Origin of the sequence: Kribbella sp. NPDC023972 (assembly GCF_040639075.1) — a bacterium.
Taxonomy (GTDB): domain Bacteria; phylum Actinomycetota; class Actinomycetes; order Propionibacteriales; family Kribbellaceae; genus Kribbella.
Genome location: NZ_JBEZZH010000012.1, coordinates 182686 through 202696, shown reverse-complemented (window position 1 = coordinate 202696; position 20011 = coordinate 182686). Strand labels below are relative to the sequence as shown.

Here is a 20011-nt window from a genome sequence, read left to right as displayed (position 1 = left end):
TGACTTGAATCAAAAAATACTTCAAAGGAATCCGCCACAGACAACAAACAACCACCACACCCAAACCATCAAGCAAGGATGCGACAAATCATTCACTGCCCGCGGACGGGGTTAATGCATCTTTCGGCATTGACTTTCGGCACGCTGTTGAGTTCTCAAGAATCGGACGCACACCGCGCTTCAGACTTTCGTTTGAAGCTCCGGGGCAACTCGCCCAACTTTACTGTTTCGTCCGGGGCCGGTCAAATCGGCCTCTTTCGTCCCAGTCTCCCTGCGTGACCCAGTGACCGAAACCCGCCGAGGCGTGTTTCGGCTTCCGAGACCTTCAGGGAGTTTGTCGGAGGACCGGCCGCTTTCGCGTCCTGCGTCTCGCTCCAACAAGAAGAACATTACTGACATTCGCGGTGAAGATGCAAATCGGGGTGCCGGACCTTGTCCGAACCCTTGCGAAGCGCCCTCGACGCCGGCCAGCCGGCGCCTCCACGAGGCAGTGGTCGTCCCTCTGGTCACATCACTCACTCGCGTCTCCGCAAGCGACGCTTCCCATGATGCCGCACCACTCAAGCGAAGCTCCACGGGATTTCTGCGCACAGACTCGTGCGGCTGCGGCCCCTGCGCATCGGCGTACCCGAGGTCACCCTCGGAGGTTCGTCAGCGGCGGGGTGCACGCCGCGGCAAGAGGTGGGAGCCGAGCGAGCCGGCTCCCACCTGCCACGTACCGCACCGTCCAGCAGACGCCTCTCGGCGAGTGGCCGCTCGTAGCGGCTTGGGTTGAGGCCCGGGGGTCATGAACCGGACGGCATCAGGTGTAACGGGCGGCCATCCGCAGCTATTCCCGACTCCCGACCGGTTCCTGACCGCAGTCCAACGCGGCATCGCCCCGGATGCAGACCACCCTCCGGCCGTCGAGCGCCGGCTTCTGTCCAAGTTGCTGGAACGGTGTGCGTGGGCCTACGACGCCGCCAGCGCGAGCCTGCCGCGGGGGTTCCGCGGCAGGCTCGTGCATCGGGCTACCTCGACGGTTGTGGTGCTGTGCAGTCGATCTTCGGATTCGCGCCGAGGTAGTTCAGCGGGCCAACCACGACGGTGACCAGCGTCGTGCTTACTTTGGCGCATGTGGCGTCGGACCCCGCGAAGTAGTTCCGCTGGGCGGCCGCCGCCAAGCCGATCAACAGCCAGACGACAAGGATGATCGCCACCGTGCGAGAACCAGTCGTAGACACTCTACGAGTGCGCATGTCACCTCCTGGGCTGGGCGCACCCCCGTGTGTGAATCGACCCTCTGGTGCCCGCCGGCACGCCTGCAGAAACGGTGCTGGTCAGACCTCGCGGTAGTCGTAGTACGGCTTGACGTGAGCGTTGACGTAGGCGCCGATGCTGGGCGCGGCGAGCAAAGCAGCGTAGGTGGTTTGTGGGACGTCGTAGTACTGGTACGTCGAGCCGTTGACGTACTCGAGCTCTAACGTGCCGTCCGCCCAACCGACCGATCGCACACTCGACGAATTCACCGGGCGTCGCCTCACTTGCGCTCCTTTCGGTACGTCGTACGCCGACTTAGTGAACCGGTGATCGCTCGGGCTCTGCGGACTCCAGGCGCGCCACCGCGCGGGCCAGGTCGCTGAGTGCTTCGTTGAGCTGGCTGAGCACGGTGTGCTCGACCGGGAGCTGGCGCTCGTCCAGGCCGAGGTTCGCGGCGAACCTGATCTGGGCATCAGGAGGCGCCTGTGTGAGTGAGGTGTCGAGTGCTTGCTGAAGGTGTTGGCTCGGCACTATGTCCGGCCGCTCTCGCCACTTGGTCACCGTCCGTGGCGCGATGCCGAGGTGCTCGGCGAAGGCTTCGTTGGTCAACCGGAGCGCGGTGCGCAAGGCATGCGCGTGCCGGCCGGTCCATTTCTCGATGATCGTCATCGGTATCTCTCCCCTGCGCGTCGATCACTCCTTGCAATCAGATTACGGCGATCGGGTCATCGGCAGAGTGCCGAATTTTTGCCCTGTGGATACCTGTTCAGTTCCTGGTGAGGCCGCCGGACCGGGCGTTGACTTTGGGCATGGACGAGATCAGCGGTCGAACCACCACGCTGCCGCGGACGATCCCGCGACGGCGTCATCTGAAAGTCGCGAACACGACCGGGCCACGCTGCTTCCAGCTGGTCCGACATGTCGACGTCTCCGGTGTGAGCGGTACGGGCGTCGTCGCCGAGGGCGTCGAGTGGACCGACGGGACGGTCGCCTTGCATTGGGGCGGGCGCTACCCGACTACCACGGTCTGGCCAGACGGCATCGATGCGCTCCTCACGATCCACGGCCACAACGGCGCGACCACCATCCACTGGCTGGATGGATGACATGCGCACCCGAACTCGGTGGGGCGGGCCCACCCTGCAGCCAGCCCGCCTCACCGACTCACTCCGAATAGAACTGTTCCCGGTACTTGCCTTCGGGCTGCTCCTTCGATGGGTGCGGGGCGCCGTTGCGGGCGGCTGCGGTCTCTTCGGCCGGCGGCGAGCTGGTCCCGTTGTCGGACCGCTGGTTGCTCGGGCGGGTGCCGTTCCCGTTGTTCGGTGCCTGCTGGCCAACGTCGTCTTTCAAAGGCTGGCGGCTGACGCCGTCGTTCGTTGGCTGGCGGGGGACGCCGTCGTTCGTTGGCTGGCGGGGGACGCCGTCGTTCGAGGACCGACGATTGGCCGCGTCGGCCGAGGGCTGGTGCGTCGTGCCGTGGGACATTTGCGGGGCAGTCGTGTCGGTCGATCGCGAGCTGGTCGCGTTGGTCGATCGAGGGCTGGTCACGTCGCTCGGTGGCTGCTGGTTCGCACCAACGGTCGATCGCGCAGTTGTCCCGTCGGTGGGTCGCGAGCTCGTCCCGTCGCTCGGGGGCCGCGGGTTCGCGCCGACGGAGGTTCGCGGGCTGGTCACGTCGTTCGATGGCTGCTGATTGGCGGCGCCGGTCGATCGCGAGCCGGTCCCGTCGGCCGAATGAGTACCGGTGGCTTCGGGTGGTGGCGGGGCGGGATTGTCGGCCTGGTGTGGGCCGGCGTGCCGCGGGCTGGGCCTGGACGGGGTGGTGCTCTCTGGTGCGGGTTCGCCGGATTCCAGGAGGTGGCCGACGGCTGAGTTGAAGTCGAGCTCGGCACGGGTCGGGTGCGGGCGATCCATGACCTCCGCGGATGAGCGTCGTACCGGGAGATCGTTGGCCGCGGCGGATAGCTCGGCGAGGGTGGCGAGGAGGCCGACGGCGTTCTCGACCTCGCCGGGGTTGTTGACCAACCACCAGACTGCAGCCGAACCGGGCGTGGCGAAGACGTCTTCCTTCAGGTACGCGCGTTTGTCCTGCTCTATTCGGCGTTCGAGCAGCGTGGTCTGCTCGCGGCGATGCAGGGCGGCGAGGTGCTGAAGGTGCTTCTGGTCCGCGTCCGGCAGGCGAAGGCGTACCTCGGTCGCCCAACAGCGCACCTGTCCCTTCTCGTCGAGCGCGGGCTCCCCGAGGATGGCGGCGAGCCGGTGCTGATTCAGCGACTCCTCGGTCACCTGCTGGGTCGCGGTCAGTGCCCGGGCACGCTCGAGCAGCGCATGGACGGCGACCGCACCAAGGTCGGCGTGACGCGATCCGGACAACACGGTGGACCACTGCACGACGGCCGAGAAGCTGAACTGGAAATCAGGCGACGCGGACGGCAGCCGTACGTCGGCCACCGTGCGCGACGGTGGTCCGGTAAAGACGGGGTCCCGATCCGGCAGTACGACGGACGGCGGAGGAGGCATCGGGGTCGCGACCGGCCGTGGCGGATCAGGCTGCTTCCAGACCACTGTCAGCAGAACGAGCAGGACCACCGTGAGCACGATCGCGGGCCAGGTCGGCAGACCGACGGCGAGGCACACGAGATAAAGGACCAGGACGATGGCGGCAGCTGTCAGGAGGGAGTTCCGATGGAGCTTCATGGTGGCGTTCCTTCACCACGTCGGGCGGACGTCAGGAGGTCGGCCAATGCGTACCGGACGGCTTCCCGGTCCTCTCGCCACCCGGGTCACCGGCAACCCAGAGCACGGACCTCGCCACGCGACGAGCCCACCAAGAGTCTCCCACCCCTAACCCAAAGTAGCCGCCCCCAGCGTGTCGGCGACCGGGATTCGAGTCCCTGGCCGGTGCTCGGTCCGTGCGGAGGGTCCGGGTTGCTCTGGGCTAGGGCTGACCCTGTGGTGCAGGGAGGAAGCCGGGGTCCCGCTCGACGCCTTGGCGCCGAGCCCGAGCCGTACGCACGGACGTATGGCCGGAGATTGCCAGCGCTTACGGCGACAGGGCGGGTACCCGTCGTACGTCCAATGCCAGCGCCTACGGGCCGCGCGCCTGGGACCCCTCGTATGTCATTGCCAGCGCCCACGAGCCACGCGCCCGGGACCCCCGTATGTCAGTGCCAGCGCCTGCGACCCACGCGGCGGGTGCCCGTCGTGGGGACAGTTACCAGAACGCGGGGCGGTCAGCCGGTGAGGGAGCGGAGGGCTCGGCGGGAGGGGGTTAGGAGGACTGGTTTGTAGGGGCAGCGGGCGTCGGTGAGGGTTTCGTAGGCGCGGATGGCTCGGTTGGCGGCGTCCCAGCCTTGTTCGGCGGGGGTGCGGCCGAGGCCGCGGTTGCGGACCAGGGCGCCGTAGAAGGCGGAGCAGAAGACGGTCGCCTCGTACCAGCCGATGACGGTGCTGGTGCCGATGTAGGTGATGTCGTCCTGAAGGCAGTCGCGGATGGCTCGCTGCCACTTGCCGATGCCGGTTTTGCAGCCGTCGGCGATGACTACCCCGCTGGCGATGCCCCATTGGCGGTCCAGAAACCAGTCGGCGAGCGATCTCAGTGAGACCTGGGTCTGGCCGTCGGTGGACAGGAATGACGGTTCCTCGCTGTGGTCACCGTGTGCCATCACATGGAGGACGGTCGAAGGGGTGGTGAGAGCGGAGAAGGCGGTCTCGTGGTCGCGGGTACGGACGAAGTTCACGTCGATGACTGGCTGGTCCCAGCCGGCGTTGATGTTGCCGGTGATGCCTTGGACGAAGGTCATCGACGCGTCGAACGAGTTGTCCAGACCCAGGTCCACCAGAGTGATCAGCCGGTTCTTCATTCGCCCACCCCTCCTGCACGATCCCATCCCGCCGCACCATGATGAACCACGGCCCCGACACTTCGCTCGCCTTTCGCAGAGGGCTGAGACGGGCCGACGTACGGTGGCCGTAGCCGCCGCGGAGGAGGACCTCGATGAGTTCAGTTCCGGTCGTCACGCTGAGTGGCGGGGCAGCGATGCCTCGGGTGGGCCTCGGTACGTCGCCGATGGACGACGCGGACGCCGAACGGGCGGTCTCCCAGGCGCTCGATCTTGGGTACCGGCTGGTCGACACCGCGGAGAACTACCGGAACGAGACCGGCGTCGGGCGAGCGCTCAAGGGGGCGCCGCGGGACGAGGTGTTTGTGACGTCGAAGTTCAACAAGCGGTGGCACAGCGTGGACGGGGTGCGGACGGCCTTCGAGGCGAGTGCCGAGAGGCTGGGGGTGGAGTACCTGGACCTGTTGCTCATCCACTGGCCGAATCCGGATCAGGACAGGTACGTCGACGCGTGGCAAGGGCTGATCGCGTTGCGTGAGGCCGGCTTGGTCCGGGCGATCGGTACGTCGAACTTCAAGCCGGCCCATCTGCAGCGGCTGATCGACGAGACCGGGGTGGCGCCTGAGGTGAACCAGGTGCAACTGAGTCCGGTCTGGGCCAAGCCGGCAGAGCGGGAGTTCCACGAGGAGCATGGAATCGTCACGGAGGCCTGGAGTCCGCTGGGTAGGGGCACTGACCTACTGGACGATCCGACGGTTCGGCAGATTGCCGAGGAGCACGGTAAGACGCCGGCTCAGGTCGTGCTGCGGTGGGAGACGCAGCAGGGCGTCGTACCGATTCCCAAGTCCGCCAACCGGGCGAGGCTGGAGCAGAATCTGGCTGTCTTCGACTTCGATCTGACCGACGCACAACTGACCGCGTTGACCGCCCTCGACGGCACCTCCCGACCCGCGGCCGACTCCGACCGCACAGGTCACTAGGCCGCACCGGCGGTCGGTGGCACGCGCCGCACGGGGGCACTAGATGCCTGCTCAGGTCACCAGACGTCGACTGCTGAGGTCGCTAAGAGCGTGCTTGAGAGGGATCGGCGTATCTGCGTGACCTCACCCGCCGTGTGATCAACCTCCGGGTGGGTGGTACGACGCAGCCGGTACCCCTCGGACACCAGCGACGAGCAGTGGGCTTCTGATCGAGCCGCTGCCGCCGGAGGTGAGGACCGGAGGCCGGCCGGAGAAACATCCCCGCCGGGCGTTGGTGGACGCGATCCTCTATGTGATGCGCACCGGATGCACGTGGCAGCAACTGCCGGCCGACTTCCCGCCCTTGCAAACCGTGTACCGGTATCTCAAACCGCCTGGGAACAGTACAAGGTCACCGAGCAGATCCTCCCGCTGGTGCGTGAACAGCTGCGGATCGCCGAACGCCGTAATCCGCAGCCCAGCGCAGGGCTGATCGACTCCCAGACGGTGAAGGTGCCGACACTGTCGGGCGCGAGTCCCGCGGTTACGACGCCGGCAGGAAGATCAATGCCCGCAAGCGGTTCATCGTGACCGACACCCTCGGGCTGCTGCTCACTGTCGTTGTCCTCTCCGCCGGCATGCAGGACCGCGATGGTGCCAGGCCGGTCCTGTTCGACACCTACCTGCGCACTCGAGTCCGGTTCGCCTTCGCCGACGGCGGGTTCGCCGGCCGACTCTGGACTGGGCGCGCACGATCCCGGCCACCACTCTGCATATCGTGCGCAAGCCCGCCGGCCAGCGAGGATTCGCCGTGATCCCGCGCCGGTGGGTGGTCGAGCGGACGTTCGCCTGGCTGACCGCGCACCGCCGCCTGGCCCGTGACTACGAACGCGATCCCGCCATCTCCGAGGCCATGATCCGCTGGGCCGCGATCAACACCATCACCGATCTAGTGTCATGCCAGTTGCCCGTCGCGAGGAACATCCGCCACGCCCACTGTTCAGCGGGTCTTGGCATGTCCAAGGCGAGGGCGGGATACGGTGCCTGCGGTGCCTCGAACCGCGTGACCGGAGGAGTCGATGCTGGGATGACGGCAGGGCGACCGATGCCCACACAGGACGACGTGCTCGGGTACTTCAACACGCTGTCGAACTGGGGACGGTGGGGCGACGACGACGAGCTCGGCACTCTGAACCACATCACCGACGACGTCCGGCTGGCGGCGGCGCGGGCCGTGCGCCACGGCCGGAGCGTGTCGTGCGGCTGGGAGGTGGCCGTACCGGAAGAGATGGAGCGGTCGACGACGACGTGCCCGTGCTTCGCGGACATGCCGGTCGCGAAGGACATGCCGCTGCCGGGATTCCGCAACGACCGGCACTGGGGTTACTCGAACGAGCGGCTCGGCATCTTGTTCCACGGCAACACGATCACGCACCTCGATTCGCCGTGCCACATTTTCTGGGACGGCCAGATGTACAACGGCCGGCCACACTCCTTGGTCGACGCCACCACGGGATCGGCCTGGGGAGCCGTCACAGCGGCAGCCAACGGGATCGTCACCCGTGGCGTCTTGCTGGACATCCCCAAGGTCCGCGACGTGCCATGGCTGGAACCGGGCGAAGGCGTGTTCCCCGACGACCTCGAAGCAGCCGAGCGCCGCCAAGGCGTGCGGGTCCAACCCGGCGACGCAGTCCTGTTGCGAACCGGCTACGGCCGCGCCCGGCACGAAGCCGGCCCGTCGGGTGATGTCACGCAGGCCGGCTGGCACGCGTCCTGCCTGCCATGGCTGCACGACCGCCAGGTCGCACTGATCGCCGCCGACACCCCTCAAGACGTCCAGCCGTCCGGGTACGACGACCTGGCAATGCCGGTGCACACCGTGGGCCTGGTCGCGATGGGCCTGTGGCTGCTCGACAACTGCGACCTCGAAGAATGCTCCACCACAGCTGCCGAACTCGGCCAATGGGACTTCCAGCTCGTCGTCGCGCCGGTCCGCTTCGCCGGTACGTCCGGCAGCCCGGTCAACCCGATCGCCACATTCTGACCGCGGGACTCGCGCCCGACAGTCTCGACACCCTTCACCGTCTGGGAGCCGATCAGCCATGCTTCTCCGGCTGGTCTCCGGTCTTCACCTCCGGCAGCAGCGGCTCGATCAGAGCCCCCTGCTCGTCGCTGTGTCCGAGCGGTACCGGCTGCGTCGTGCCACCCGCCCAGGTTGATCACACGGCGGGTGAGGTGACGCAGACCAGCCGATCCTTCTCAGACGCGCTCTAAGAGGCCTTGCGGCAGATGTAGTAGGCGTTGAAGGCGTCGGCCTCCACGTGGGTGACCTCCACCGAGGTGAAGCCGGCGTCGGCCAGCATCTGGCGGGCCTTGTGTTCGCCCCAGACCGTGCCGAGCCCGTCGCCGCCGAGGGACAGCGAGACGGTCATGCAGTGCATGGTCGAGACGCCGTACAGGAAGGTGGCGAACGGGTTGTCGAGGTTGTCCTCGAGGTTGCTCGACGCGTGGATGTCGACCATCAGGAAGACGCCACCGGGCCGCAGCGACGCCGCGATGCCGGCCAGCACCCGCGCGGGCCGCGCCTGGTCGTGGATCGCGTCGAAGGCCGTGACCAGGTCGAACCGCTCGTTCTCCCCCAGCTCGGCGGCGTCCCGTACGACGAACTCCGCGTTCGTCAGTCCCAGCGAAGCGGCCTCGGCCTGGCCCGCGGCGATGCCCTCGGCGGAGAAGTCGTAGCCGACGCACCGGCTGCGCGGGTAGCTGGCGGCGATCAGGTTGATCGCATGCCCGCTGCCGCAGCCGATGTCGGCGACATCGATGCCGTCCTCGAGGCGGGCGGACAGTCCAGGCACGAGCGGCAGGATCGCGTCGATCAAGGCCGCGTCGAAGACTGCGCCGCTGTCCTCGGCCATCAGACGATGGAACTCGGTGTACTCCGAGTAAGGAACGCCGCCGCCCTGCCGGAAGCACTCCACCACCGACGCCTCGACACCGGCCAGCAGCGAGATGAACTGGGTCGCTCCCGCGAGGTTGGACGGTCCGGCCGCGCGGGTCAGGAAAGTGGCGTGTTCGCGCGGCAGCCAGTAGGTGCGGTCGCGAGCGTCGTACTCCACAATCCGGGCGGCGGCCATCGCGCCGAGCCACTCACGCACGTACCGCTCCTGCAGACCGGTGGCGCCGGCGATCTCGTGGCTGGTGGCCGGTGGCAGCTCTGCAAGCGTGTCGTAGAGGCCGACCTGGTGGCCAATGCTCATCAGCAACGCGAGAGTGCCGTGATTCAGTACGTCGCTCATCTCCTGCCCGAAGGCCTCGATCCGAGTGGTGTCCAGCGTTGTCTCGCTCATGGTGATCTCCCAACTCTCGATGTTGTCCGCAGCGTCGCATCGGGAGATCGGGCGGAGCATCGGTGAACTCGCCTATTCGTGCGCCCGGGTGAGGTAGGCGGCCGCCTCGGTGCGATTCCGGAGGCCGAGCTTGGACAGGATGCTGGCTACGTGGTGCTCGACGGTACGGCGGCTGATGTAGAGCCGGGCCGCGATCTCCGGGTTGGGCAGGCCCTCAGCCAGTACGGCGAGGACGTCGCGCTCGCGCTTGGTCAGCAGCCCGAGCCCACGCGGACCGACGCGGGCGGCAGTCGCCCCACAGGCTCGCAACCAGGCAGCAGCCGCATCAGCATCAGCAGAAGCGCCGAGGTCCTCGAACACCGCCAGTGCGATCCGAGCCTCGGCAACGGCAGGAGCAGGGTCGTACGACGCCATGGCGTGAGCCTGCATCATTCGAGTACGCGCGACCTCGAGTGGCATCTCCAACAGGCCGAACCAGGTCTGAGCGGCCGTCAGCCGGGCAACTGCCTCGTGGCACTTCCCCTGTGCCAGCAGGGCGCATCCACACAAACGGGCAGCGCGTGCTGCGATCAGCCCGCTGTCGGTCGCCGTACCGAGGGCAGACAGCCGCTCTGCCTCGGCAGCCGCTCCGGCTACGTCTCCCGCCGCCAGATAGGCAGAGCCAAGCACCTCACGCAGTCGGGCCTCCTCCAGTGGGGTCGAGTCGTCGAGCTGACGTCGTACGAGCGAGACAGCCATCGCCACCTCTCCAGCGGCCAGGTAGGCAGCCGCTAGGACAGGTCGTACGACGGTCCGGTCCTCAAAACCGGTCAGGAGACGACGTGCCTCGCCAACTCGGCCCTGATTGAGTCGGAGGTCCGCAAGGAAGGCTGCCGCCTCAGCCTGTACCGCTGGTAGCGCATCACGCGCCAACTCCACTGCTGCGACCAGTTCGCCCTCCGCTCGCGGCCAGTCGCCAGTCGCGACCAGTACGGCGCCGTACGACGCGCGGCACGTCGAGTGGAGGTACGGGCAGCCGTAGCGCTCGATGAAGCCGTCGAGTGAGCGAGTCCACTGCACTACTCGCAGGAAGTCGGCGCCACGTACGCACGACCGCAGCAGCAGGCAACTGGTGAGGACAACAGTGTCGGGCCGGACTCCCTCACCGCCGAGTGCACCGGCCAGAGCCTCGTCCATCAAGGCGGTGCCCTCGATGACCTGGCCCAGGTTGATCAGAGCCGAGCCCCACATGCTGAGTGCACATAGCTCGAGATCGCTCTCCCCCGCCTCGACAGCGACGCCGTACGCCGCCTCTGACCAGGCTGCAACGTGTGCCGCCTCGTCCGCGGTTCCAGCTCGGGCGAGCGAGGCCCACGCCGACACGACCGGATCTCCAACCTCGGCAGCTACTCGGACGGCCCGCGCGGCCCATCCCTGTGCCGCGGCCCGGTCGCCGAAGTTGGCGTCGTACAGCAGGCTCAGGCCGAGTGCCATGAAGACCGCCTCGGCCGACTCTGAGCGGCGGAAGAGTGCGTAGGCGCGTTCCCAGCTCGAGAAGGCGGCCCGTACGTCGCCGAGCCACCACTGCGCGTTCCCCAGCCCGGCAAGGCCCGGGGCGGTCGCCTCCAGGCCCACCGCCGAGCCGAACGCGGCTCGCGCCGCCACCCAGTCCCCGTCGCCGAGCGCCTTCTCCCCGGCTGCGAGGAGACCCTCGATCTCCTCCACAGCTCGACGGTAAACGCGCTGCGGCCCCCGGGGAAAGTGGGAAGTTCCCGGGGGCCGTGGCGCTTTCAGCTAACGGTCAGCTGCAGCCGGAGGTGCTGCCGCAGCCTTCGCAGACGTAGCAGGAGCCGCTGGGGCGCATCTTCGTGCCGCAGGTGAAGCACAGCGGCGCGTCGACCGAGGTGCCGGTGATGAGCTCGAACATCTCCGCCGTGGTGCGGACCTCGGAGGTGTCGACCGGCTTGGCAGCGGCCGCCTCGGCCACAACCGGCTTCTCCGCGACCGGCTCGACGGACTTCAGCGACTCGGCCTCGGACACCTCGGCCGGGGCCGGCTCGTAGGAACCGGTGTCGAGCTGCCGGGCCCGCTCCTCCGCGGAGTAGATGCCCAGGGCGGCCCGCTCATCGAAGGGCAGGTAGTCCAGGGCCAGCCGACGGAAGATGTAGTCCATGATCGACTGCGCCATCCGGACGTCCGGGTCGTCGGTCAGGCCGGCCGGCTCGAACTTCAGGTTGGTGAACTTCTGGACGTAGGTCTCCAGCGGTACGCCGTGCTGCAGCGCGATCGAGATCGCGATCGAGAAGGCGTCCATCACCCCGGCCAGGGTCGAACCCTGCTTGCCCATCTTCAGGAAGACCTCGCCCAGACCGTCGTCCGGGTAGGAGCCGGCGGTCATGTAGCCCTCGGCGCCCCCGACGCTGAACGACGTGGTCCGCGACGGCCGCGACTTCGGCAGGCGCTTGCGGGTCGGCCGGTACTCGATCACCTTCTCGACGATCTTCTCCGCGACGGCGGCCTCGGCCGCGACCGCCGCAGAAGCCGAATCCGCGGCCTTCTTCGCAGACTTCCCGTCGGCCAGCGGCTGGCCCACCTTGCAGTTGTCGCGGTACACGGCCAGCGCCTTCAGGCCGAGCTTCCAGCCCTGGAAGTACACGTCGGCGATCTCCTCGACCGTCGCGGTCTCCGGCAGGTTCACCGTCTTCGAGATCGCACCGGACAGGAACGGCTGCGCGGCCGCCATCATCCGCACGTGGCCCATCGGCTTGATCGCCCGCTCACCCATCGCGGTGTCGAAGATCTCGTAGTGCTCCGGCTTCAGGCCCGGCGCGTCCACCACGTGACCGTGCTCGGCGATGTACTCGACGATCGCCTCGATCGTCTCCTCGGTGTAGTTGTACTGACGCAGCGCCCGCGGCACGGTCTGGTTGACGATCTGCATCGAGCCGCCGCCGACCAGCTTCTTGAACTTGACCAGCGAGAAGTCCGGCTCGATGCCGGTCGTGTCGCAGTCCATCATGAAGCCGATGGTGCCGGTCGGCGCGAGCACCGAGGCCTGCGCGTTGCGCCAGCCGTTCTTCGCCCCGATCTTGAGCACGCCCTCCCACGCCTTGGTGGCGTGCTTCTGGACGTCCTTGTCGATCTCGTGCATGGTCCGGATCGCGTCGTTGGCCGCCGCGTGCTTGCGCATCACCCGGGTGTGGGCATCCTTGTTCCGCTCGAAGCCGTCGTACGGGCCGACCACTGCGGCCAGCTCCGCCGAGCGCCGGTACGACGTACCCGTCATCAGCGAGGTGATAGCGCCCGCCAGTGCGCGACCACCGTCGGAGTCGTAGGCGTGGCCGGTTGCCATCAGCAGGGCGCCGAGGTTCGCATACCCGATGCCGAGCTGCCGGTACGCGCGGGTCGTCTCGCCGATCGCCTCGGTCGGGAAGTCGGCGAAGCAGATCGAGATGTCCATCGCGGTGATGATCAGCTCGACCGCCTTGACGAACTTCTCCGAGTCGAACATGTCGTCGTCGCGGAGGAACTTCATCAGGTTCAGCGACGCCAGGTTGCAGGACGAGTTGTCCAGGTGCATGTACTCCGAGCACGGGTTGGACGCGGTGATCCGGCCCGTCTCCGGGGTGGTGTGCCAGTCGTTGATGGTGTCGTCGTACTGCAGGCCGGGGTCGGCGCAGGCCCAGGCGGCGTGGGCGACCTTGTCGAACAGCTCGCGAGCGTCGACGGTCTCGATCACCGAGTTGTCCAGCCGCGCCCGCAGCCCGAACTCGCCCTTCTCCTCGACCGCGCGCATGAACTCGTCGGTGACCCGGACCGAGTTGTTCGCGTTCTGGTACTGGACCGAGGTGATGTCGCGGCCACCGAGGTCCATGTCGAAGCCCGCGTCGCGCAGCACGCGGATCTTCTCCTCCTCGCGCATCTTGGTCTCGACGAACTCCTCGATGTCGGGGTGGTCGACGTCGAGCACGACCATCTTGGCCGCGCGCCGGGTGGCGCCGCCGGACTTGATCGTCCCGGCGGAGGCGTCGGCGCCGCGCATGAACGAGACCGGGCCGGACGCCGTCCCGCCGCTGGACTGCAGCAGCTCCTTGGAGGAGCGGATCCGGGACAGATTCAGGCCGGCGCCGGAGCCGCCCTTGAAGATCAGGCCCTCTTCCTTGTACCAGTTCAGGATCGAGTCCATCGAGTCGTCGACGGCGAGGATGAAGCAGGCCGACACCTGCTGCGGCGAGGACGTCCCGACGTTGAACCAGACCGGCGAGTTGAAGCTGAAGTACTGGTGCAGCAGCATCCAGGTGATCTCGTGCTCGAAAACCTCGGCGTCGGCCGGGGTGGCGAAGTAGCCGTGCTCCTCACCGGCCTTGCGGTAGGTCTTGACCACCCGGTCGAGCAACTGCTTGAGGCTCCACTCGCGGTTGTCGTGCCCGACCGCGCCGCGGAAGTACTTGGTGGTGACGATGGTGGAGGCGTTCACGCTCCAGTAGTCGGGGAACTCGACCCCGCGCTGCTCGAAGACGGTCTCACCGGTCTTCCAGTTCTGCTGGACGACGTCGCGGCGCTCCCACGTCACCTCGTCGTACGGATGTACTCCCTCGGTCGTGAAGATGCGCTCGATGGTGAGTCCCGCGGGCGCGTTCTTCCGCCCGCGGAACCCGGCCGCCGACCTCTTGGTCGACCCCGAGTGGCCGGTCACCGTCTCTGTCATGGTTGCTCCTCGCCCTGTGTCTGCACTGCCGCGGTCTGTCGGGACCGCCCCGTTGGTAACGCCAGGTGTCGCAGGTGTCGCTGGTTCCCCGATTTACGTCTACTGGGTCGGCTTCAGCGGGCGCGGCTCGGTGCCTTCCGGCTCCTTCTCCGCCCGCAGCAGCGCGATCTCGGTCTCGAAGTCGTCGGCGGACTCGAACTGGCGATACACGCTCGCGAACCGCAGGTAGGCGACCTCGTCGAGCTCCCGCAGCGGCCCGAGGATCGCGAGTCCGACCTCGTGCGCGGGCACCTCCGGCGAGCCGCTCGCCTTGAGCGCGTCCTCGACCCGCTGGCCCAGCCGGGCCAGTGCGTCGACGTCCACCGGCCGGCCCTTGCAGGCCTTGCCGACTCCGTTGATGACCTTCTCCCGGCTGAACGGCTCGGTCGCGCCGGAGCGCTTCACGACCGTGAGCTGCATCTGCTCGACGGTGGTGAACCGCTTCTCGCAGACCGGGCACTGCCGGCGCCGGCGGATCGCTCCGCCGTCCTCGGCCACCCGGCTGTCCACGACCCGGGAATCGGCGTGCCGGCAATACGGACAGTGCACGACGAATCTCCTCCCGTGAGGCCGCCGCGGAGGCCGGCCTGTGGATCTGCCTGGGGACAACTTGTGCGTAACCGACCACTACCTGTGGAAAATTACACCCGTGTAACCACTACATCTAGGGATCCTAGATCGCTGCTGCGACAGTTTGCAAGAACGCCCGGATCCCGCGCGCGTCTCTTTGTTCCAACACTCGCGCGGCCCCGTGTACTCCCGCGTGGCGCCCTCGGAACGGCGCTGGGGAGGAGCAGACTACGGCGCGTCGAGGGGGTCAGGAGCCCGGCAGGCAGAAGTCGAGATCGCAGCCCCGACCCGCTCCCAGAACGTGGTCACGGAACAACTTTCGGTAGCCGGCCACGGCCGGCTTGGCAGGCGCCGACAGGTCGGTCCGGTAGCACGATCGTGCCGTACGCCGTACCGCTCATCCGGGCGTCGGAGATACATGTCGCGTACGCCGGCGCGCGCCAGCTTGGCCGGATCGGCAGATGCCCCGCATGCAGGCGGGCCGGCGTTCTGTAGCACCAGTACGTCGGACGCCTCGACGTCGAGGTCCGGGTCCTCAACGCAAGCGGTCGGCGTGCACAGCTGGAGCGGCAGCGCTGTCGGGTCGTGCCATACCGAGTGCCTCGACGTCCATCGCCATCAGGTTGCGGTAGACCATCGCGGCCGGTTCGAGGAAGCTCTCCCTCAGCGAGATGGTCGGGAACTCCATCGGCAGCCCACCGGCCGCGATGATGCCGTGGGCAACGGAGTTCACCAGCTCCGGTTGTTGCCGGTGACAAGGGTTGAAATCGCTGGCCGAGGTGGCGATCCCGATCACCGGCCGGTCCAGTGACTCGGGCGACCGGCCGCTCGCATGCAGGAACGTGCGCCGCAGGTAGCGGGAGAACTCCCGGTCCCCGTAACTGACCAGCCCGCGATAGATCCCGCTCATGTGGCACCCGGCGTACGACGGAGGTGCTCGGCCAGCAGCCGCAGCATGCTCTCCGGCGGTACGGCGGCCGGAGAGCGCACCGCGTCGTACGCGATCAGGCCACGCAACACCAGACTGCGTTTGCGCAGACCGAGCGCGATACCGGCCTGGAACTCGAAGTTGACCAGCGGGAGGTAGTCGCGCCAGACCTCCCGCGCCGCGTCGAAACCGCCGTCCCGGAAGGCTTTGACACACGCGATGAGACCTTCGGGGACGGAGAAGCCGGTCATCGCCCCGGCGGCGCCGACGGCCAGTTCGTCGAGCAGGCAGGTGCCGCCGAGACCGCCGAAGATCGGTACGTCGAGCCCGGCCGCGAGCTCAGCGACCGCGGGCGGGCTCGGCGAGGACTCGGACTTCACCGCGACGACGGACGGGACCTTGCGTACGGCGGCCACGAGGTCGGCGGTGGCGATCGGGATCCCGCTGATCACCGGGTAGTCCTGGACGACGAGCGGTCGTTCGATGCGATCGGCAACGGTGTTCAGGTGATTGCTCAGGGCATCAGGATCGCTGGAGTTCACTTGTACCATCAGTCCGGCGAGTCGAGAGCCGACCGCCGGCAGGACATTCGAGGCCTCCGCACAGACCTCGTCCAGGCCGAGTGCGCTGACGCCGATCACGAGCGGCAGGTCGCCTGAGGCAACGACGGTCTCGACCGCCGTGAGGCGCTCCGCCGGGGTCAGTCGGGCCGCTTCACCGAAGACGCCGAGCACGGTCAGCCCGGTCGCGCCGATCGCCTGGTAGTGCCCGACCTGCCGGGCCAGCGACTCGGTGTCGACGGCCGAGCCGTCGGCCGTCAGCGGCGTCGCCAGCACACCCCACACCCCCGGATCCAACGTCATGGAGCTCCTCTCGTTGTCACCGCGGTGGCGACCTCGTTGACACCGATCATGCCCGCATCCAGCCCGCGACCACGGCGTCGGCGAGTTGCAGGTCCGCCGTGAACACGTACGCCGCCAAGCCGTACGGCACCGCGTTCGCCTGAGCCAGCCCGTCCTCGAGCTCACCGCTCGACTTTGTGCACCGCTCGAGCATCGCGCTCCGGCGTGTCGTGGCCGAGCGGTGCACAAAGTGCGACGTCAGCGCATGACGAGAGCGGTTGCCTCGGCGACGATCTGCTGGCGGCGGACGGCGGTCAGCCCGCGGGCCGCCGGGGTGTTCGCGTACGTCGCGAGTACGGCGTACTGCTTCTGACCGAGCAATGTCGTCATCGTCGAAACCGTCGACGGACGAGAGCGGCCAGTACTGCACGGGGGCGGCGTGACATCAGCATCATGGCCGGACCGTAGAAAACCTGCATCAACAGCACCAGAGCGTGTGATGAATTGACCGCCAATGCCGGGTGGATCCACCGATGGGTGAGGATGGCGGGATGAAGCCGGTGATTCTCGATGTCGACACCGGGCTGGACGATGCCTGCGCACTCCTGCTCGCCGCCCGCCACCCCGAGCTCGATCTGAAGGCGGTGACCTGTGTCGGCGGCAACGTGGGGCTGGACGACGTTGTGGTGAACACGCTGACCGTGCTGGAGGCTGCTGGGCGTCCTGACGTGCCAGTGGCAGCTGGCGCCGCAGTGCCGCTGCTGCAACCAGTCCGCGCCGCCCCACACGTGCACGGCGTCGACGGACTCGGCAACCTCGACTGGCCACGCAGCACACGTACGGCGGATGCCGGCCACGCTGTCGAGCTACTACGCGACGTACTGCGTGCAGCGGCGGCGTCGGGCGAATTGGTGACGCTCATCCCGCTGGCACCGATGACGAACATCGCACTGCTGCTCCGGACCTACCCCGACGCGGCGGCGGGGTTGCGCGAGATCGTGTTCATGGGCGGGGCGGCCGGGATCGGCAACGCAACCGCTTCGGCCGAGTTCAATATCTGGACCGACCCGGAGGCGGCCGCGATCGTACTCAGCGCCGCCGCCGAGCTCGGCGTACCGGTGACCATGTACGGGCTGGACGTGTTCTACAACGTGGTGGTCTCGCTGGATCAGGCCCGGTCGCTGGGCGGCTCGCCGTCGGCCGAGCTGGCGCGGAAGCTGATCGAGAAGCGCAGCGAGCTCTACCGGTCCGATGGCGCGAGTATCGGCGACGGTGGTGCGGTGTGCGCGGTGATCGATCCGGCCGGGCTCACGACGCGGTCGTTCCCACTGCGGGTGGAGCTGTCCGGCAGCTGGTCTCGCGGCCGGACGATCGTCGACACGCGCGACTGGTCCGCCGACCTCTCCAGCGATCCCCATGGGCCGTCGCCGACCGTCGTACAGGTGGCGACCGCTGTCGATGGCGCACGGTACGCCGACCTCTGGCTCCGCACGGTCAAGTAGCCAGCAGCTCGTTCAGGCGGGCCCGGACGCCGTTCATGAACAGGTCGAGTCCGTCTTTGAACCGATCTGGTTCGGTCGGCTCGGCCACCACCGCGGCCAGCGTCCAGTGCGCGCTGGTCTCGAAGACGGCGCGGGCCTGCGGCTCGGGTACACCGAGGTCCACGAGCGCTCGGAGCTGCGCGCGGACGAGTTCGGCGCGCGATCCGGCACCCTGGTCGCGGTCGGGCGTCGCCTTGGCCTGGATCAGCCCGGCCAGACCGGAATGGCCGGCGTAGAAGTCGCGGAGCTCGAGCGCGCCGGCTGTGGTGACCGCGATCCAGTCGTCGACACTGCGGATCCGCTCGTACGCCGTGAGATCCGCGGCGAACTGGTCGAACGCGTTGTGGGCGACCAGGTCGAGCAACTCGTCCTTGTTGCGCACATGGTGGTAGAGCGACGGCGCCCGCACCCGCAGGCGCTCGGCCACCGACCGCATGGTCAGGCCGCCGACACCGTCGGCCCGGATGATCGCCAGCGCGGCGTCGGCGATCGCGCTCACCGAGATCCCGGCTGCGGTGTGCGACGACGGGTCACGGCGGCTGCTGGTCACGGAAACCTCGTTGTCGGTGGGGGTTCGGCGCGGCTACTGTCTAATGCTGTTAGACAGCCTACTCGAGGACGGCACCGTGCCTGGATTGCGCCCGACCTACCCGCTGCGAACCGAGCGACTCGACCTGCGGCCGCATCGGATGGACGACTTGGACGACCTGTACGCCTTCCACTCCCGGCCGGAGGTCGTGCGTTACACCCCCTGGCCGGTGCGTGATCGCGAACAGACCCGGAAAGCCCTCGAGGCCAAGCTCACCCAGGACGCGCTGACCGAGCCGGGCCAGTGGCTCGTGCTCGCGATCGAACTGCGTGAGACCGGCACGGTGATCGGTGAAGTACTGCTCAACTGGGCCAGCGAGACCGATCGTCAAGGGGAGATCGGGTACGCGCTCCACACCGACTACCAAGGCAAGGGGTTCGCCTCCGAGGCGGCTCGCGAGGTTCTCCGGCTCGGTTTCGACGAGCTCGGACTGCACCGGATCTGCGCCATCCTCGACGACCGCAACACCGCATCGGCACTCCTGCTGGAGCGACTCGGCATGCGTCGCGAGGGGCATCTCATCGAGTGCACGTTCTTCAAGGGCGAGTGGGCGAACGAGTACATCTACGCCCTGCGCGCCGGCGAATGGCGGAGCAATCGCGCCTGAGCCGCTGCTTTACTGGGCTGGGGAGGGGTTGCGATGGGGATCGACAACCAGATCTACAACCGGCTCGGCGCGAACTGGTGGGACGAAACCAGCCCGCTGAACGTGCTGCACGGCAGTTTCACGCCGGGGCGATTCGCCTACTTCCTCGCCGTACTCGCTCGAACCGGCCGACGGACCGCCGGAGCGCGAGCCCTGGACGTTGGGTGCGGCGGCGGGTTCATGGCGGAGGAGTTCGCGCGGCTGGGGTGCCGGGTGATCGGGATCGATCCGTCACCGGTCTCGATCACGACGGCGCGGCAGCACGCGGAGTCGTCCGGGCTGAAGATCGAGTACGCCGTCGCCGCCGGTGAGAGGCTCCCGCTGGGCAGCGAAAGCTTCGAGATCGCCTATTGCTGCGACGTGCTCGAACACGTGTCGAACCTGGATCTGGTCATCAAGGAGACGGCCCGGGTCCTCAAGCCCGGTGGCATCTACCTGTTCGACACGATCAACCGGACGACTGCGAGCAAGCTGCTCGCCATCAAGGTGGTGCAGGACTGGCGGCTGACCCGGCTCGTCGACACGCAGCTGCACTCGTGGGAGATGTTCATCAAGCCGACGGAGCTCGAGGAAACACTGCGCCGGCACGGGCTGCGGCTCGGCGAGATCACCGGTCTCGGACCGCGGTCGAACAAGGCGGCACTGCTGTGGAACTTCATCCAGGCCCGGCGCGGCCGGATCACCTTCGGCCGATTGAGCCATCTCATGGACGTCGGCGAGGTGAAGGACACCGCCGTGTCGTACCTGGGCTACGCCACCAAGGCGGCCTGACTGCTGCAGAG

At 67.7% G+C, this 20011-nt stretch carries 20 protein-coding genes and 1 pseudogene; 7 read left to right on the top strand and 14 right to left on the bottom strand.

What is annotated here, in order from left to right; translation table 11 throughout:
- Nucleotides 1-1010: 1010 nt before the first annotated feature.
- From AB0F43_RS34340 to AB0F43_RS34330, 3 genes are all read right to left on the bottom strand, one after another.
- On the bottom strand, nucleotides 1011-1238 hold the full coding sequence (locus AB0F43_RS34340; RefSeq protein ID WP_360486648.1) for a hypothetical protein: 228 nt from the start codon (nucleotides 1236-1238) through the stop codon (nucleotides 1011-1013).
- Between the two features lie 81 nt (nucleotides 1239-1319).
- On the bottom strand, nucleotides 1320-1523 hold the full coding sequence (locus AB0F43_RS34335) for a KTSC domain-containing protein (protein ID WP_360486645.1): 204 nt from the start codon (nucleotides 1521-1523) through the stop codon (nucleotides 1320-1322).
- 31 nt (nucleotides 1524-1554) lie between these two features.
- Nucleotides 1555-1908, bottom strand: coding sequence for an XRE family transcriptional regulator (locus AB0F43_RS34330; RefSeq protein WP_360486642.1), 354 nt, complete (start codon nucleotides 1906-1908; stop codon nucleotides 1555-1557).
- 140 nt (nucleotides 1909-2048) lie between these two features.
- Here AB0F43_RS34330 and AB0F43_RS34325 point away from each other — a divergent pair, with 140 nt between their 5' ends.
- Entirely contained in the window at nucleotides 2049-2345 is a 297-nt protein-coding gene (locus tag AB0F43_RS34325; RefSeq protein ID WP_360486639.1) for a hypothetical protein, read from the top strand.
- A 58-nt stretch (nucleotides 2346-2403) separates the two neighbouring features.
- Here the strand turns inward: AB0F43_RS34325 and AB0F43_RS34320 are convergent, their stop codons facing one another.
- Both AB0F43_RS34320 and AB0F43_RS34315 read right to left on the bottom strand, forming a co-directional pair.
- Nucleotides 2404-3936 (bottom strand): hypothetical protein, encoded by a 1533-nt coding sequence (locus tag AB0F43_RS34320; protein ID WP_360486636.1) that lies wholly within the window; start codon nucleotides 3934-3936, stop codon nucleotides 2404-2406.
- Nucleotides 3937-4472: 536 nt separating this feature from the next.
- Nucleotides 4473-5102: a hypothetical protein gene (locus AB0F43_RS34315; RefSeq protein ID WP_360486633.1), complete on the bottom strand. Its 630-nt coding sequence runs from the start codon at nucleotides 5100-5102 to the stop codon at nucleotides 4473-4475.
- A gap of 134 nt (nucleotides 5103-5236) precedes the next feature.
- Between AB0F43_RS34315 and AB0F43_RS34310 the strand changes: the two genes are divergently transcribed.
- The 3 genes and pseudogenes from AB0F43_RS34310 (at nucleotide 5237) to AB0F43_RS34300 (ending at nucleotide 8084) form a co-directional block, all read left to right on the top strand.
- A complete protein-coding gene (locus AB0F43_RS34310; protein WP_360486630.1) occupies nucleotides 5237-6061 on the top strand; it encodes an aldo/keto reductase in 825 nt (274 codons plus the stop codon).
- Nucleotides 6062-6214: 153 nt separating this feature from the next.
- A pseudogene (locus AB0F43_RS34305) lies at nucleotides 6215-7007 on the top strand (IS5 family transposase); the annotation flags it as partial.
- 48 nt (nucleotides 7008-7055) lie between these two features.
- Nucleotides 7056-8084, top strand: coding sequence for a cyclase family protein (locus AB0F43_RS34300; RefSeq protein WP_360486669.1), 1029 nt, complete (start codon nucleotides 7056-7058; stop codon nucleotides 8082-8084).
- Nucleotides 8085-8310: 226 nt separating this feature from the next.
- On the opposite strand, the gene AB0F43_RS34295 is transcribed toward AB0F43_RS34300, so the two are convergent.
- The 8 genes from AB0F43_RS34295 to AB0F43_RS34260 all read right to left on the bottom strand — a co-directional run bounded on the left by AB0F43_RS34295 (nucleotide 8311) and on the right by AB0F43_RS34260 (nucleotide 16843).
- Nucleotides 8311-9387, bottom strand: a complete 1077-nt coding sequence (locus AB0F43_RS34295; protein ID WP_360486628.1) for a class I SAM-dependent methyltransferase — start codon at nucleotides 9385-9387, stop codon at nucleotides 8311-8313.
- Between the two features lie 72 nt (nucleotides 9388-9459).
- Entirely contained in the window at nucleotides 9460-11091 is a 1632-nt protein-coding gene (locus AB0F43_RS34290; protein ID WP_360486625.1) for a LuxR C-terminal-related transcriptional regulator, read from the bottom strand.
- 76 nt (nucleotides 11092-11167) lie between these two features.
- Nucleotides 11168-14074, bottom strand: a complete 2907-nt coding sequence (locus tag AB0F43_RS34285) for a vitamin B12-dependent ribonucleotide reductase (protein ID WP_360486622.1) — start codon at nucleotides 14072-14074, stop codon at nucleotides 11168-11170.
- A gap of 99 nt (nucleotides 14075-14173) precedes the next feature.
- Entirely contained in the window at nucleotides 14174-14662 is a 489-nt protein-coding gene (gene nrdR, locus AB0F43_RS34280; protein ID WP_360486619.1) for a transcriptional regulator NrdR, read from the bottom strand.
- 556 nt (nucleotides 14663-15218) lie between these two features.
- Complete coding sequence (locus tag AB0F43_RS34275; protein WP_360486616.1) at nucleotides 15219-15593, bottom strand: dihydroxy-acid dehydratase; 375 nt, start codon at nucleotides 15591-15593, stop codon at nucleotides 15219-15221.
- Nucleotides 15590-16474, bottom strand: coding sequence for a dihydrodipicolinate synthase family protein (locus AB0F43_RS34270; protein WP_360486613.1), 885 nt, complete (start codon nucleotides 16472-16474; stop codon nucleotides 15590-15592). The genes AB0F43_RS34275 and AB0F43_RS34270 overlap by 4 nt, the downstream gene beginning before the upstream one ends.
- 46 nt (nucleotides 16475-16520) lie before the next feature.
- On the bottom strand, nucleotides 16521-16667 hold the full coding sequence (locus AB0F43_RS34265; RefSeq protein WP_360486610.1) for a hypothetical protein: 147 nt from the start codon (nucleotides 16665-16667) through the stop codon (nucleotides 16521-16523).
- Between the two features lie 44 nt (nucleotides 16668-16711).
- Nucleotides 16712-16843, bottom strand: coding sequence for a hypothetical protein (locus tag AB0F43_RS34260; RefSeq protein WP_360486607.1), 132 nt, complete (start codon nucleotides 16841-16843; stop codon nucleotides 16712-16714).
- A 161-nt stretch (nucleotides 16844-17004) separates the two neighbouring features.
- On the opposite strand from AB0F43_RS34260, the gene AB0F43_RS34255 reads away from it, so the two are divergent.
- Nucleotides 17005-17955, top strand: coding sequence for a nucleoside hydrolase (locus AB0F43_RS34255; protein WP_360486604.1), 951 nt, complete (start codon nucleotides 17005-17007; stop codon nucleotides 17953-17955).
- On the opposite strand, the gene AB0F43_RS34250 is transcribed toward AB0F43_RS34255, so the two are convergent.
- Nucleotides 17948-18544, bottom strand: a complete 597-nt coding sequence (locus tag AB0F43_RS34250; RefSeq protein WP_360486601.1) for a TetR family transcriptional regulator — start codon at nucleotides 18542-18544, stop codon at nucleotides 17948-17950. The genes AB0F43_RS34255 and AB0F43_RS34250 overlap by 8 nt on opposite strands.
- A gap of 76 nt (nucleotides 18545-18620) precedes the next feature.
- On the opposite strand from AB0F43_RS34250, the gene AB0F43_RS34245 reads away from it, so the two are divergent.
- Together AB0F43_RS34245 and ubiG are read left to right on the top strand one after the other, a co-directional pair.
- Nucleotides 18621-19190, top strand: a complete 570-nt coding sequence (locus AB0F43_RS34245) for a GNAT family N-acetyltransferase (protein WP_360486598.1) — start codon at nucleotides 18621-18623, stop codon at nucleotides 19188-19190.
- A 33-nt stretch (nucleotides 19191-19223) separates the two neighbouring features.
- Entirely contained in the window at nucleotides 19224-20000 is a 777-nt protein-coding gene (gene ubiG / locus AB0F43_RS34240; RefSeq protein WP_360486595.1) for a bifunctional 2-polyprenyl-6-hydroxyphenol methylase/3-demethylubiquinol 3-O-methyltransferase UbiG, read from the top strand.
- Nucleotides 20001-20011: the final 11 nt, after the last annotated feature.

Bases quoted from the DNA above. Each gene is read 5' to 3' on its own strand.
- AB0F43_RS34340 (WP_360486648.1), bottom strand. From the start codon at position 1,238: ATGCGCACTCGTAGAGTGTCTACGACTGGTTCTCGCACGGTGGCGATC.
- AB0F43_RS34330 (WP_360486642.1), bottom strand. From the start codon at position 1,908: ATGACGATCATCGAGAAATGGACCGGCCGGCACGCGCATGCCTTGCGC.
- AB0F43_RS34325 (WP_360486639.1), top strand. From the start codon at position 2,049: ATGGACGAGATCAGCGGTCGAACCACCACGCTGCCGCGGACGATCCCG.
- AB0F43_RS34320 (WP_360486636.1), bottom strand. From the start codon at position 3,936: ATGAAGCTCCATCGGAACTCCCTCCTGACAGCTGCCGCCATCGTCCTG.
- AB0F43_RS34315 (WP_360486633.1), bottom strand. From the start codon at position 5,102: ATGAAGAACCGGCTGATCACTCTGGTGGACCTGGGTCTGGACAACTCG.
- AB0F43_RS34310 (WP_360486630.1), top strand. From the start codon at position 5,237: ATGAGTTCAGTTCCGGTCGTCACGCTGAGTGGCGGGGCAGCGATGCCT.
- AB0F43_RS34300 (WP_360486669.1), top strand. From the start codon at position 7,056: ATGTCCAAGGCGAGGGCGGGATACGGTGCCTGCGGTGCCTCGAACCGC.
- AB0F43_RS34295 (WP_360486628.1), bottom strand. From the start codon at position 9,387: ATGAGCGAGACAACGCTGGACACCACTCGGATCGAGGCCTTCGGGCAG.
- AB0F43_RS34285 (WP_360486622.1), bottom strand. From the start codon at position 14,074: ATGACAGAGACGGTGACCGGCCACTCGGGGTCGACCAAGAGGTCGGCG.
- AB0F43_RS34275 (WP_360486616.1), bottom strand. From the start codon at position 15,593: ATGAGCGGGATCTATCGCGGGCTGGTCAGTTACGGGGACCGGGAGTTC.
- AB0F43_RS34270 (WP_360486613.1), bottom strand. From the start codon at position 16,474: ATGACGTTGGATCCGGGGGTGTGGGGTGTGCTGGCGACGCCGCTGACG.
- AB0F43_RS34265 (WP_360486610.1), bottom strand. From the start codon at position 16,667: ATGCTCGAGCGGTGCACAAAGTCGAGCGGTGAGCTCGAGGACGGGCTG.
- AB0F43_RS34260 (WP_360486607.1), bottom strand. From the start codon at position 16,843: ATGACGACATTGCTCGGTCAGAAGCAGTACGCCGTACTCGCGACGTAC.
- AB0F43_RS34255 (WP_360486604.1), top strand. From the start codon at position 17,005: ATGAAGCCGGTGATTCTCGATGTCGACACCGGGCTGGACGATGCCTGC.
- ubiG (WP_360486595.1), top strand. From the start codon at position 19,224: ATGGGGATCGACAACCAGATCTACAACCGGCTCGGCGCGAACTGGTGG.